The organism is Rhodococcus sp. GQ147 (assembly GCF_059759155.1).
In genome coordinates this window covers 362,263-376,351 of the sequence record NZ_JCAXDU010000001.1, presented here as the reverse complement: position 1 = coordinate 376,351, position 14,089 = coordinate 362,263, and the positions used below count along the sequence as shown (strand labels likewise).

The window sequence follows — 14,089 nt, the reverse complement described above, 5'->3', positions numbered from 1 at the left end:
GCATCGGAGCGGTGATGCGGGAGCTCGCCGACGCCTGTTGGACGGACATCGAACCCGACCGGGTGACGGTGGCCGTCCCGATCGGTGCGTTCGAACAACACGGCCCACACCTTCCCCTCGACACCGACACCCGGATCGCGACTGCTGTCGCCGCCGAGCTGCCCGAGGTGGTCCTCGCGCCACCCCTGCCCTACGGAGCCAGCGGGGAACACGAAGGTTTCGCCGGCACCGTCTCGATCGGAGCCGAGGTGACGAAGGCGCTGATCGTCGAATACGGCAGGTCGGTGTGCCGATGGGCGAAGCGGGTCGTCTTCGTCAACGGGCACGGCGGCAACGCCTATCCGCTGATCGAGGCGGTGAGCCTCCTGCGATACGAAGGCCGCGACGCTGCCTGGCTTCCGTGCGCGGTGCCCGGATCCGATGCCCACGCCGGTGTCACCGAGACGAGTCTGCTGCTGCACCTGGCGCCCGGGGCGGTCGACATGACGCGGGCCGCGGTCGGCGCAACGGAACCGATCGGAGCACTGATGCCACGACTGCGCGAAGCCGGTATCGTCTCGGTGTCCGCGAACGGAGTGCTGGGAGACCCCACCGAGGCCACCGCAGAACTCGGCGCGCGCCTGTTCGCGAGTCTGGTCGAGCGGGCGAGTGCACAGGTCGCCCGGTGGCAGCCGGGAACGGAAGGAAGGCTTCGGTGAGTCGGGCGATCACTCCACAGGCGACGTCCCCGGAGGCGGCGCAGCCCTCAGCGACCCGGCTCCCCGACGGTTTCGGTGTGCGCATCGACGCGCGGGTGCGCAGCTTCGCCGGAGGACGCGTCCTCGTCGGAGGATCGCCCACGCGCATGCTCACACTTGCCCCCGCCGCCGTAGCGATGATCGACGAGGACTTCGTCGAGGTGGTGGACGCGCAGAGCGCCGCGGTCGCGCGACGCCTGCTCGACTCGGGCATCGGAAACCCCCGGCCGACGAAGCTGCCGCCGAGTTCCGCCGTCACCGTCGTCGTCCCGGTCAAGGACAATCCGTCCGGCCTCGCCCGTCTCCTCGCCGCTGTCGAAGGGCACGAGGTCGTGGTCGTCGACGACGGTTCCGAGAAACCGGTCGAGGCGCCGGAACGTGGTCGCGTCCGGGTGATCCGGCACGAGACCGCACGCGGGCCGGCGGCGGCCCGCAACACCGGATTGCAGCAGGTGGCAACGGAATTCGTCGCCTTCCTCGATTCCGATGTGGTGCCGCAGCTGGGCTGGCTCGAACGATCACTGGGGCACTTCACCGATCCTGCGGTCGCACTCGTCGCGCCGCGCGTCGTGGCCCTCGAACCCGACAGCAGCGCGCTCGCGAAGTACGAGCACGCACGCTCGTCGCTCGACCTCGGCAGCCGGGAATCCGCTGTGGTCGCGGGTGGTCCCGTCTCGTACGTGCCGAGCGCGGCGCTGCTCGTCCGTCGCGACGCGCTCGTCGCCTGCGGTGGTTTCGACGAGACGATGCACGTGGCCGAGGACGTCGATCTGTGCCGGCGACTGCAGACCTCGGGGTGGCGGTTGCGGTACGAGCCCATCTCGCGGGTCGCGCACGACCATCGCACCCGCTTCCGGACGTGGTTGACGCGCAAGGCATTCTACGGAACCGGTGCGGCTCCGCTCGCCGAGCGGCATCCGGGTTCCGTCCCACCGATGGTGATGTCGATCTGGACGCTCCTCGCGTGCGTCGCGATCGCGACCTTCACCCGCGTCGGGGTGATCGCAGCGGTGCTGACCCAGGTGGTCACCTTCGTGCGGTTGCGGCGGATGTTCTCCGAACTCGACCGGCCCGACCGCATCGCCGCGCTGCTCACCGCCCAGGGATTCGCCGGTGGTCTGTGGCAGGTGGCGTCGGCGGTGTGCCGGCACTACTGGCCGGTCACGGTCGTCGCAGCGGTGTTCTCCCGCAAGGTTCGGCGGGCGGTTCTGGCTTGCGCTGTGGCCGAAGGCATCTGGGACTGGAAGACGCACCGCGAGAGCGGCGGCCTCGATCCCGTCCGGTACCTGCTCTACAAGCGCCTCGACGACCTCGCCTACGGCGCGGGGCTGTGGAAGGGTGCGCTCGACGCCCGCACGGCGGCCGCGCTCGTACCCGACATCCGGAAGTGACATGATCCCGGCGCACGCCGATGTGGTGATCGTCGGCGGGGGAAGTTGTGGCTGCGTTCTCGCCGCCGGGCTCAGCGACGATCCGGACCGCACCGTGCTGCTGCTCGAGGAGGGCACGGCGTTCGGGTCGGCGTCCGCTGTTCCGCGCGAGATCCGTGACGCTGCCGTCCTTCCGGTTGGTCCGGAGAGCCCGTGGACGGCGGACTTTCCCGGACGGTTGACCTCGGACGTCCAGGCGACCGTGACGCGGGGCCGGGTGCTCGGGGGCTCCGGCGCGGTCAACGGCGCGTACTTCGTGCGTGCGCGGCCGGACGACTTCGCGTCGTGGCCCGCCTCGTGGTCGTACGAGGAGGTGCTGCCGTCCTTCCGGGCCGTCGAGACCGACACGGATGTCCCCGGCGACCTGCACGGAAGTTCCGGCCCGATACCGGTCGCCAGGGTGCCGCGCGAACGGATGCATCCGCTCTCGCGTGCCTTCGTCGACGCCTCCGAAAGTGCGGGATTCGCACCGGTCGCCGACCTCAACGCTCCCGGACCCGACGGGGTGGGTGCGGTTCCGTCGAACATGCGCGACGGCACGAGAGTGGGTCCGTTCCTCGCGTACCTGGCACCCGTCCTGGACCGGCCGAATCTGACGGTCGCCGGCGGGGTGAGCGCGACCCGAGTCGTGATGGCGGGCGGTCGCGCGGTGGGTGTCGAGATCGCCGGACCCGACGGACCACGAACTATCTCGGCCGGACACGTGATCGTCGCCGCAGGCGCAGTGAGGTCCCCGCAGTTGCTGATGCTCTCCGGGATCGGACCGGCCGACGAACTGCGCCGGCTCGGCGTCGATCCGCTGCACGACCTTCCCGGGGTGGGCCGCGATTTCTCCGACCATCCGGAGTTCGCCGTCCCGTACCGATTCCGCCCGGGCCTCCCGTCGCACACGCTGCTGCTCGAGACGGTCCTGCACACCGAGAACCTCGAACTGCGCCCGTACACCGCGGCATTCGGTGCGGCGATCCCCGGCAGCGGTGTCGCCGATCCGGTGCTCGGCGTCGTCCTGACGCGCCCCCGCAGTCGCGGACGCATCGTGCTCGACGAACGTGACCCGCGACGTCCACCTCTGCTCGACTATCGATACCTGACCGACCCGGCCGACCGGCAAGCTCTGGAGGAGGGTGTCCGGCTCGCCGCCGACCTCCTCGCCGCGACCACCGGCGTCGTCGAGGCCGGCAGCGTGGACGCGCGCGGCGGCAGGCTCGGAACGTCCCTGCACCTGTCCGGCACGTGCCGGATGGGCGACGACGAGCACGCCGTGGTCGACGAGTGGTGCCGCGTGCGCGGGATCGAGGGGTTGAGCGTCGTCGACACCTCGGTGTTTCCGCAGGTCCCCAGCCGTGGGCCGCACGCCACCGCGGTGATGCTCGCCCACCGCATCGCCGCGACCGCGAGGGATGCCCTGCCCCACACGGTGTGATCCCGACTACAGTGTCGGGGGAGGAGGCGCCGGTACATGACGGATCGTGGAATCGCGACGACCAACCCCTGGGTGGCACTCGACCCGGGAGCGGACGTGGCCGCGCACGCACGTGCGGTACTGCGCGCGCACGGCACGTTCGTCTCCGCCCGCGGCAAGGATCGGCTCGACGGGGTGCGCTCGGTGGTCCGCGACTCGTGGAGCCGGAGCCTGCAGCGCGGCATCGATCCCGACGTCGTCGAACAACCCGCACTGCTCTCCGGGCACGACCTCGAGGAGTACCGCGCCGGCCACCCCATGTCGCTGATCCGCCCGGTGGTGCGCAAGCTCCTCGTCGAGGACGCCGACGACAGTGGACTGCTCGTCGCCATCACCGACGGACAGGGACGGCTGCTGTGGGTCGAGGGCGATCACGCCGCGCGCGACCGCGCCCTGTCGATGAGCTTCGTCGAAGGGGCCGACTGGAGTGAGGACCGCGTCGGCACGAACGCTCCGGGAACGGCTCTCGCCGTGGATCATTCGGTGCAGATCTTCGGCGCCGAGCATTTCAACCGCACGGTGCACGAATGGAGTTGTTCGGCCGCTCCCGTGCACGACCCCACCAGCGGCCGGGTCCTCGGTGCCATCGACATCACCGGTGGGCACCGCGTCGCCGCGCCCGAGGTCCTGCAACTCGTCCGCGCGACGGTCGCGGCGGCGGAGGCCGAACTGCGGTTGCATGCCCTGAGCGGCCGCCCGTTGTTCCCGTCGGCGACGCCGCGCATCGAGACGATCGGCGCCGGGCGGCCCGCCCTGCACCGCGGAGGCGAACGCGTCGGCCTGTCCCGCCGGCACGCCGAGATCCTGCTGATCCTCGCCGATCACCCCGAAGGCCTGAGCTCCGACAGGCTCGCGATGCTGCTCGACGAGAACGAACTCGACTCGGTGACCATCCGCGCCGAGATGTCGCGCCTGCGCAAGGTGCTCGGGGCCGAACACCTCGGATCGCGGCCCTATCGGCTGCTCACCACGCTCGACACCGATGTCGCGGACGTGCGCCGCGCACTCGACCGCGGCGACGTGGCCTCGGCGGTCCGCCTCTGTATCGGGGAGATCCTGCCCGGATCGATGGCGCCGGGCATCGAGGAGATCCGCGACGAACTCTGCTCGGGCGTGCGGGCGGCGCTGTTGCGCTGCGGCGAGGAGCATCTGCTCGCGCAATGGACCGCGTCCGTCCACGGCCGCGAGGACATCACCGCCTGGGCGGCCTACCGGGCATCGATCGATCCCCGGTCACCCCGCTTCGCGCAGGTCGATGCCACATTGACCCGATTGGACAGGCAGCTCGCAACGTAGTTGCAACCCTCGCGTTCGTAGTGTTTCGGATCACATACCGACCGCTCGACGCTGCAGGAGATGCACATGACCGTGTACGCCCGCCCCGGTTCGCCCGACGCCCACATGTCCTTCCAGTCCCGGTACGACAACTGGATCGGTGGCCAGTGGGTGCCCCCGGTGAAGGGGGAGTACTTCGAGAACGTCACCCCCGTCACCGGCCAGGTGTTCACCGAGGTCGCTCGCGGCACCGAGGAAGACATCGAACTCGCGCTCGACGCAGCCCACGCCGCCGCGCCGGCCTGGGGGAAGACCTCGCCCGCCGAACGCGCGGTGATCCTCAACAAGATCGCCGACCGCATCGAGGAGAACCTCGAGTCGATCGCCCTCGCCGAGTCGTGGGACAACGGCAAGCCCATCCGCGAGACCCTCAACGCCGACATCCCGCTCGCGATCGACCACTTCCGCTACTTCGCGGGAGCCATCCGCGCGCAGGAGGGTTCGATCTCCGAGATCAACTCCGAGACGGTCGCCTACCACTTCCACGAGCCGCTCGGCGTCGTCGGCCAGATCATCCCGTGGAACTTCCCGATCCTCATGGCCGTGTGGAAGCTCGCGCCGGCCCTGGCCGCCGGCAACGCGGTGGTCCTCAAGCCCGCCGAGCAGACACCGGCGTCGATCCTGCACCTGATCTCGATCATCGGCGACCTGCTGCCGCCCGGCGTGGTCAACATCGTCAACGGTTTCGGTGTGGAGGCGGGCAAGCCGCTCGCGTCGAGCCCGCGCATCCGCAAGATCGCGTTCACCGGTGAGACCACCACCGGCCGGCTGATCATGCAGTACGCCTCGCAGAACCTGATCCCGGTCACCCTCGAACTCGGTGGCAAGAGCCCGAACATCTTCTTCTCCGACGTGCTGTCGGCGAACGACGACTACCAGGACAAGGCGCTCGAAGGCTTCACGATGTTCGCCCTCAACCAGGGTGAGGTGTGCACGTGCCCGTCGCGTGCGCTGATCCAGCAGGACATCTTCGACGACTTCCTCTCGCTCGCCGCGGTCCGCACCAAGGCCGTCCGCCAGGGCGATCCGCTCGACACCGACACGATGATCGGCGCTCAGGCCTCGAACGACCAGCTCGAGAAGATCCTGTCGTACATCGAGATCGGCAAGAGCGAGGGTGCCAAGGTCATCACCGGTGGTGAGCGCGCCGATCTCGGCGGCGACCTCTCGGGCGGCTACTACGTGCAGCCGACGATCTTCCAGGGCAACAACAAGATGCGCATCTTCCAGGAGGAGATCTTCGGCCCGGTCGTGTCCGTGACGTCCTTCAGCGATTTCGACGATGCGATCTCGATCGCCAACGACACCCTCTACGGTCTCGGTGCCGGTGTGTGGTCCCGCGACGGTGGCGTCGCCTACCGTGCCGGTCGCGCCATCCAGGCCGGCCGGGTGTGGACGAACACCTACCACCAGTACCCCGCGCACGCGGCCTTCGGTGGTTACAAGCAGTCCGGCATCGGCCGCGAGAACCACCACATGATGCTCGACCACTACCAGCAGACGAAGAACCTCCTGGTGTCCTACGCCCCCAAGGCACAGGGCTTCTTCTGATCCGAACTTCGGCGCCTGTCACGTCCGCACGACGTGGCAGGCGCCGTTGCCATACGCTCGGAACACCGTGCACCCCAACGGAAAGGCAGGCCTGTGACCGTCCCGCGAATCGTGGCGACCGTCGATGCCGTCGCCCTGCTGCGCCGCCTCGCGCAGCGCAACGGACCGCTCATGATGCATCAGTCCGGCGGATGCTGCGACGGCTCCGCGCCGATGTGTTATCCCGACGGCGATTTCGTCGTCGGCGACTGCGACGTGCTCCTCGGAGTCCTCGACCTGCGCCTCGGGGCAGGGCAGACCCGCTCCGATCCGCCGGTCGGCGCGGACGCCGTGCCGGTGTGGATCTCCGGTTCGCAGTTCGAGGCGTGGAAGCACACCTGTCTCGTCCTCGACGTGGTGCCCGGGCGCGGCTCCGGGTTCAGCCTCGAGAGTCCGGAGGGGGTGCGGTTCCTCAGTAGGGGGCGCGCGTTCACTTCCGACGAAATGGCTCTCCTGGAAGCCCACCGGCCACTCACCGGGCGGGACCGGGAGGCCGGCGTGGAGCCCGCCGTGTCCGATGTGCCCACCGTGGTCGCCGAGGCTGCCGACGCGTGCCCGGTACCCGGCCTGTCCCCGTGATCCCATCTGCGTGATCCCATCGGGAGGAGGGTGACTCGCCTGCCGGTTGCCGGTGTGCGTCAGAATCGGGACGGAATCCGTCCGGATTCCGGACGACGACGTGGGCGCCCGGCGGGTGCGACGAGGAGTGGGCATGGCCTTCGCAGGCAACGTGGACGAACTGGCACTGCTGCAGACGGTGCGCCTGAAGAAGCAGGTCACTGCCGAGGTGATCGCCGCGCACCTCGGTGTGTCGGTGGCGGCCGGCCAGACTGCGGTGGCCGCGCTCCTCGAACAGGGCAAGGCGTCGGAGAACGGCGGCGGCATCAGCCTCACCGACAAGGGCACCTCCGAGCTGAACGATCAGCTCGATGCCGAACGGGTCTCCATCGACGAGGATTCGATCTCGGAGCTCTACGACCAGTTCCTCCCACTCGACGAGGAGCTGAACACGCTCCTCGAGAACGCGGACGCCGACGGATTCGTCGACGGCCTCATCGACCTCGACCGCCGGGCGCAGAGTCTGTTCGACGACGTGTCGGCGTTCGTGCCGCGCCTGTCGCGCTACCAGGACCTGTTCGCCGAGGCCCTGGAGAAGATCAAGGGCGGCTCGCTGGCGTGGGCCACGGCCGCCAACATCGACTCCTACGCCTCCGTGTGGGGCGAGATGCGCCAGGAGATCGCGGGCGCCGCCGGCCGCTGACAATTTCGTTCGTTCGGCGCACTATGTGATGCCGGTCACCTCTACCCCCCTTTCGGGGGTGGTGCGGGGGTGACCGGCATCACTACGTTTCGTTCATCCGCCGAGGCGATCACGCCCGCGGTTCGAACGGACAACGGAGGACTCACGTGACCAGTGTGTCGACCCCGGGGGCTGCCGAACCCCCCGTCGCCGGACCGGTGGGACGTTCGCGTCCCGATCCATCCACACCCCGCCACGCGGGCCCCTCGAAGGAAGGGCCCGGTATCCGGCGCGTCGCCGTCGCCAGCTGCATGGGCACGACGATCGAGTTCTACGACTTCTTCATCTACGGCACCGCCGCAGCGCTCGTCTTCCCGACGGTCTTCTTCCCCGCGCTCGGATCGACCGCAGGTACCGTCGCCTCCTTCGCGACCTTCGCCGTCGCCTTCATCGCCCGCCCCGTGGGCGCAATGCTGTTCGGGCACTTCGGCGATCGCATCGGACGCAAGAAGACGCTGATCTCCACGCTGCTGCTGATGGGTATCTCCACCTTGCTCATCGGCCTTCTGCCCGGCGCCGAGACCATCGGTGTCGCCGCCCCGATCATCCTCGTGCTGCTGCGATTCGCCCAGGGCTTCGCAGTGGGCGGTGAGTGGGCCGGTGCGACCCTGCTCACCGCCGAATACGCGCCACCAGGCCAACGCGGTCTGTACGCGATGTTCCCGCAGCTCGGTCCCGCCATCGCATTCGCCCTGTCGAGCGGAACCTTCCTGTTCACCGGTCTCGCCCTCGGCGACACCAACGACGCCTTCCTGAACTACGGCTGGCGGATCCCGTTCCTGCTCAGCATCGTTCTCGTCGGCATCGGCCTCTACATGCGCCTCGCCATCGAAGAGACTCCTGTCTTTCGTGCGGAGCAAGAAGCCCGCCGTAGTGCCCCGGCCGCCGAGATCGAGGCCCCGCGCCGGCTGCCCTTCCTCGACGCGTTGCGCTACCAGGCCAAGGAGATCTTCCTTGCCGGCGGCGCGCTGGCCATCATGTTCGCCTTCTTCTACATGGGCACGGCCTACCTGACCAGCTACGCGACGTCCGAGCTGGGATTCGACCGGCCGTTCGTCCTGGTGGTGGGCATCGCCTCGTCGCTCGTCTTCGGTCTCGCGATCGTGCTGTCCGCGCTGTATTCCGACCGCTTCGGGCGCAAGAAGGTCATCATGGTCTCGTGCGCCTTCTCCGTGGTCTGGGCACTGGTGTTGTTCCCGCTCCTCGACACCGGCTCACCGATTGCGTTCGTGCTCGGAATGATGATCACCCTCGCGATCTTCGGTATCGCCTACGGGCCGTGCGGAGCACTGCTGCCCGAGATGTTCGCGACCCGCTACCGCTACACCGGTGCCGGTCTGGGCTACAACTTCGCCGGTGTCCTCGGCGGCGCCATCCCGCCGATGATCGCCGCACCGCTCGCCGCCTCCTACGGCGGTATCGCGATCGGGATCATGCTGGCCGGAATCGGCCTCGTGAGCCTGGTCTGCACCGCGGCGCTCGTGGAGACCCGCGACCGGGCCCTCTGATCCACCGCCCCACCGATCCACCCCCGGTGGCGGTCGTCCGGCAGCAGCCCGACGACCGCCACCACAGCCGTTTCCCCGCTCGTGAAGGAGAATGCGATGTCCGGCCTCGACGTCGACCGTCTGCCCAGCTACACCCAGGGTGCCTGGGACGTCCCGCTGCTCGGCGACACCATCGGCGACAACCTCGACCGCACCGCCGCCCGCTTCGGCGACCGTGAGGCGCTCGTCGATTCTGCCGCCGGAAAGCGCTGGAGTTACACCGAATTCGTCGCGGACATCGACGTGCTCGCGCTCGGTATGCTGCGGGCGGGCATCACCAAGGGTGACCGCGTCGGAATCTGGGCACCCAACTGCTGGCAGTGGGTGCTCGTGCAGTACGCGACCGCGAAGATCGGGGCGATCCTCGTCAACATCAACCCCGCCTACCGCTCGCACGAGCTGCAGTACGTCCTCGAGCAGGCCGGTGTGCGGATGCTGGTGTCCGCCCCGACGTTCAAGACCTCCGACTACGCGCAGATGATCGAGACCGTCCGGCCCAACTGCCCCGATCTCGAGGACGTCGTCCTGCTCGACTCGCCGCGGTGGGACGAACTCGTCGACTCCGGCCGCGCCGCGCTCACCGAGGACCGGGCACCGCTCGACGCGGCCCAGGCCTCGTTGTCGCCCGACGATCCGATCAACATCCAGTACACCTCGGGCACCACCGGTTTCCCCAAGGGCGCCACCCTCAGTCACCACAACGTGCTCAACAACGGTTTCTTCGTCGGCGAGCTGTGCCACTACACCGAACGCGACCGGGTCTGCATCCCCGTCCCGCTGTACCACTGCTTCGGGATGACGATGGGCAACCTCGCGTGCACGAGTCACGGCGCGACCATCGTGTTGCCGGCGCCGGGATTCGACCCCGCTGCGACGCTCGGTGCGGTCGCCGAGGAGAAGTGCACGTCGCTGTACGGCGTGCCGACGATGTTCATCGCCGAACTGGCCGACCCCGGATTCGACAACTACGACCTGTCGAGTCTGCGGACCGGAATCATGGCGGGATCACCGTGTCCGGTGGAGGTGATGAAGCAGGTGATCGACCGGATGGGCATGAGCGAGGTCTCCATCTGCTACGGCATGACCGAGACCTCCCCGGTCTCGACGCAGACCCGCAGCGACGACAGCATCGAGCGGCGCGTGAGCACCGTCGGTCGTGTCGGCCCGCATCTCGAGGTGAAGGTCGTCGACCCCGTCACCGGACTGACGGTGCCGCGCGGCGAACCCGGCGAACTATGCACCCGCGGTTACTCGGTGATGCTCGGCTACTGGGATCAGCCCGACAAGACCGCCGAGGCGATCGACGCGGCCCGATGGATGCACACCGGCGACATCGGCGTCATGGACGAGGACGGGTACGTCTCGGTGACCGGCCGGATCAAGGACATGGTCATCCGGGGTGGGGAGAACATCTACCCCCGCGAGATCGAGGAATTCCTCTACACCCACCCGGACATCCTCGACGCCCAGGTCGTCGGCGTGCCCGACACGAAGTACGGCGAGGAACTCATGGCGTGGATCCGGATGCGCGAGGGCGCCGAACCGCTCGACGCCGATTCGCTCCGGACGTTCTGCACCGGCAAGCTCGCCCACTACAAGATCCCGCGCTATGTGCACGTGGTCGAGGAGTTCCCGATGACGGTGACCGGGAAGGTCCGCAAGGTGGAGATGCGCGAGCAGGCGATCGCCTTGCTCGAGGCGACACGAGCGGACGGGGGCCGGTGAGACCACGGCCCTGCCGGAGAAGGATGTTCACTCGACAGGCACGTCGAATCCGCCTCGTGTGAGGGGTTCATGATCGACACTGATGGGGTACATGGTCGTCGAGGTTGCGCCGCCCCGGGTGCGGCGCCGAACAGAGAGGCTCACCATGGGACAGATCATCGGCACGATCATCTTCGGCGCAGTCATCGGTATCCTCGCCAGGTTGGTCATCCCCGGTAAGCAGGCGATGGGGATGCTCATCACCATCGTCATCGGCATCATCGGTGCGCTGATCGGTTACTGGATCTGGGGTCTGATCTCGTCCGAGGGGAACGAGAACACCTCCGGCATCGACTGGATCCGCTGGATCATCTCCATCGCCGTCGCTGTGGTGCTCACCCTCATCTACACGTCTGCGACGCGCGAGCGGCGGTAGCCGAGAGTCCTCGCGCGAGGCTCCGTTTCGGACGTCTCGGACGTCGTGCACGGGCAGTCCGTCCGTGCACGACGGTTCCCGGCCGGTCCGGGCGGGCCTTCGTCCGTGTTCAGGTACGGTCCCGGACCGGGAGGTGAACTGTGGTGGAACCGCAATGGACTCCGACGGACGTCGACATCGAGCAGGCGAACGTCACCGGATTCACCCGGTTCGTCGAGGAGAGACACGGACTCGACCTGCCCGGCTACCGGGCGTTGTGGCAGTGGTCCGTCGACGAGCCCGGCGCATTCTGGCAGGCAGTGTGGGACGCCTTCGACGTCGTCTCCCACACCGACCCCGGCCCGGCTCTGGCCGACGCCTCCATGCCCGGTGCCGTGTGGTTCCCGGGCGCGCGACTGAACTTCGCCGAGTACGTCTTCCGGGAGCGTCCCCCGGACGAGGCCGCCATCGTCCACCTCGACGAGGAGGGACGCCGGCGCGAGGTCTGCTGGTCCGAACTCGAACGCCGGACGGCCGCGCTCGCCGCGACGCTCCGCGCGCACGGGGTGGGGGAGGGTGATCGTGTCGTCGGCTACCTGCCCAACATCCCCGAAGCGATCGTCGCCCTGCTCGCCACGGCGAGCATCGGGGCCGTCTGGGCCGGATGTGGACAGGACTACGCCGCACCTGCGGCGATCGACCGTCTGGGCAGACTCGAACCACGAGCACTCGTCACGGCAACCGGATACCGCTACGCAGGACGGCGGCACGACCGCGTCGACGAGGTGGACGTACTCCGCGCCGCGATGCCTGGCCTCGCCCTGACGGTCGTCGTGTCGGAGGAGGAGACATCGTTCGACACGTCCGGGTTCGACACGTCCGGGCAGACCGGGACCGTTCTGGACTGGCGGGACGCTGTCTCCGGCGACGCCGCTCTCGAACCCCTACCCGTTCCCTTCGACCATCCGTTGTGGGTGGTCTTCTCCTCCGGCACCACCGGCCCACCGAAAGGCTTGGTGCACGGCCACGGTGGTGTGCTGCTCGAACACCTCAAGGCGTTGTCGCTGCACCTCGACCTCCGTCCCGGCGACCGCTTCCTCTGGTACACCAGCCCGAGCTGGATGATGTGGAACTTCCTGCTCTCGGGGCTGCTCGTGGGATGCACCGTCGTCACCTACGACGGCGCCCCGTCCCATCCCGAGGTCGATCGCCTGTGGCGGATCGCGGCCGAGGAGAACGTCACGGTGCTCGGGACGAGCCCCGGCTATGTGCTGGCCTGCATCAAGGCCGGTGTCGTCCCGCAGGACGACCACGATCTGTCGGCCCTCCGCGGCGTCGGGGTCACCGGGTCGACGCTGCCCGCCTCGTCGTCGGCGTGGCTGTCGGACAACGCCGGCGAGCACGTGCAGGTGATGTCGATCTCCGGCGGGACCGACGTCGTGACCGCCTTCGTCGGCGCCGTCCCCACGGTGCCCGTGTGGCCGGGGGAGATCTCGGTGCCCTGCCTCGGCGTGGCGGTCGACGCCTTCGACGAAGGGGGCCGGCCGGTGCGCGGAGAGGTCGGCGAACTCGTGGTGACCGTCCCCATGCCGTCCATGCCCGTGCGGTTCTGGAACGACCCGGACGGCAGTCGCTACCGCGATGCGTACTTCTCCGTCTATCCGGGTGTGTGGCGCCACGGCGACTGGATCACGATCACCGAGCGCGGAACCTTCGAGATGCACGGCAGGTCCGACTCCACCCTCAATCGCCACGGTGTGCGGATGGGCAGTGCCGATATCTACCAGGCCGTGGAGAACCTGCCCGAGGTCGTCGAGTCGCTCGTCCTCGGCATCGAACAACCCGACGGCACGTACCGCATGCCGCTGTTCGTCGTCCTCGCCGAGGGCGTCACGCTCACCGACGACCTGAAGGAACGGATCCGTGCGGCCGTGCGCGAGCATGCCTCGCCCCGGCACGTGCCCGACGAGATCGTCGCCGCGCCCGGGGTGCCGCACACTCGCACCGGTAAGAAGCTCGAGGTTCCCGTCAAACGGATCCTGCAGGGAGCCGATCCCGGCCGCGTCGTCGACCGCACCGCGATCGACGAGCCCGACCTGCTCGACTGGTACCGCGACCAGGCGTGATCCGGGGCACACCATGAGCGTGACCTAACTGGACAGTCCCCGTCCCGAATGGTCGGATTGCGCCCATGGACATCGCCATCAAGATCTTCCTCATCCTGCACTTCATCGGCCTCGCGGGCATCATCGGTTCGTGGCTCGCGGTCATCAAGGAACCGCGCGTCGTCGCCGGCATGCTGCACGGCGCCATCCTGCAGGTCGTGACGGGTCTGGCCCTGGTCGGTCTGCGGGAGGCGCAGGACGTCGTCGAGGTGAACCACATGAAGATCGGCATCAAGCTGCTGGTCGCCCTCGCCGTGCTCGTCGTGGCGTTCATCGGCCTGAGGAAGGAGAAGCAGAATCCCGGCTCGACCGCGACGCTCGCCCACGTCGCCGGTGGTCTGGGCATTCTCAACGTGATCATCGCCGTGGCGTGGACGTGATCGTCCGCACTCGGGTGACAGCTG

At 68.5% G+C, this 14,089-nt stretch carries 12 protein-coding genes; all 12 read left to right on the top strand.

Features of this window, described 5'->3' with window-relative positions:
- Positions 1-14: 14 nt before the first annotated feature.
- The 12 genes from mftE to AC6CID_RS01460 all read left to right on the top strand — a co-directional run bounded on the left by mftE (position 15) and on the right by AC6CID_RS01460 (position 14,065).
- Complete coding sequence (gene mftE, locus AC6CID_RS01515; RefSeq protein ID WP_019291273.1) at positions 15-698, top strand: mycofactocin biosynthesis peptidyl-dipeptidase MftE; 684 nt, start codon at positions 15-17, stop codon at positions 696-698.
- The gene (mftF, locus tag AC6CID_RS01510; protein WP_064060471.1) at positions 695-2,128 is read left to right on the top strand and encodes a mycofactocin biosynthesis glycosyltransferase MftF; all 1,434 of its coding nucleotides are present in this window, start codon (positions 695-697) and stop codon (positions 2,126-2,128) included. Before mftE ends, mftF begins: the two co-directional genes overlap by 4 nt.
- A gap of 1 nt (position 2,129) precedes the next feature.
- On the top strand, positions 2,130-3,590 hold the full coding sequence (mftG, locus tag AC6CID_RS01505) for a mycofactocin dehydrogenase MftG (RefSeq protein ID WP_200358433.1): 1,461 nt from the start codon (positions 2,130-2,132) through the stop codon (positions 3,588-3,590).
- A gap of 36 nt (positions 3,591-3,626) precedes the next feature.
- Positions 3,627-4,925: a GAF domain-containing protein gene (locus AC6CID_RS01500; RefSeq protein WP_498353490.1), complete on the top strand. Its 1,299-nt coding sequence runs from the start codon at positions 3,627-3,629 to the stop codon at positions 4,923-4,925.
- A 66-nt stretch (positions 4,926-4,991) separates the two neighbouring features.
- A complete protein-coding gene (gene adh, locus AC6CID_RS01495; RefSeq protein WP_006553532.1) occupies positions 4,992-6,515 on the top strand; it encodes an aldehyde dehydrogenase in 1,524 nt (507 codons plus the stop codon).
- Positions 6,516-6,608: 93 nt separating this feature from the next.
- Positions 6,609-7,133 carry a DUF779 domain-containing protein gene (locus tag AC6CID_RS01490; RefSeq protein ID WP_450150764.1) on the top strand — a complete coding sequence of 175 codons (525 nt, stop codon included), beginning with the start codon at positions 6,609-6,611 and terminating at the stop codon, positions 7,131-7,133.
- A 133-nt stretch (positions 7,134-7,266) separates the two neighbouring features.
- A complete protein-coding gene (locus AC6CID_RS01485) occupies positions 7,267-7,815 on the top strand; it encodes a hypothetical protein (RefSeq protein ID WP_121208916.1) in 549 nt (182 codons plus the stop codon).
- Positions 7,816-7,961: 146 nt separating this feature from the next.
- Positions 7,962-9,362 (top strand): MFS transporter, encoded by a 1,401-nt coding sequence (locus AC6CID_RS01480; protein WP_006553529.1) that lies wholly within the window; start codon positions 7,962-7,964, stop codon positions 9,360-9,362.
- 96 nt (positions 9,363-9,458) lie between these two features.
- The gene (locus AC6CID_RS01475) at positions 9,459-11,126 is read left to right on the top strand and encodes an AMP-binding protein (protein WP_006553528.1); all 1,668 of its coding nucleotides are present in this window, start codon (positions 9,459-9,461) and stop codon (positions 11,124-11,126) included.
- A gap of 145 nt (positions 11,127-11,271) precedes the next feature.
- Positions 11,272-11,541, top strand: a complete 270-nt coding sequence (locus AC6CID_RS01470) for a GlsB/YeaQ/YmgE family stress response membrane protein (RefSeq protein ID WP_016932945.1) — start codon at positions 11,272-11,274, stop codon at positions 11,539-11,541.
- A 143-nt stretch (positions 11,542-11,684) separates the two neighbouring features.
- Complete coding sequence (locus AC6CID_RS01465; RefSeq protein WP_498353489.1) at positions 11,685-13,646, top strand: acetoacetate--CoA ligase; 1,962 nt, start codon at positions 11,685-11,687, stop codon at positions 13,644-13,646.
- Between the two features lie 65 nt (positions 13,647-13,711).
- Positions 13,712-14,065 carry a hypothetical protein gene (locus AC6CID_RS01460; protein WP_006553525.1) on the top strand — a complete coding sequence of 118 codons (354 nt, stop codon included), beginning with the start codon at positions 13,712-13,714 and terminating at the stop codon, positions 14,063-14,065.
- Positions 14,066-14,089: the final 24 nt, after the last annotated feature.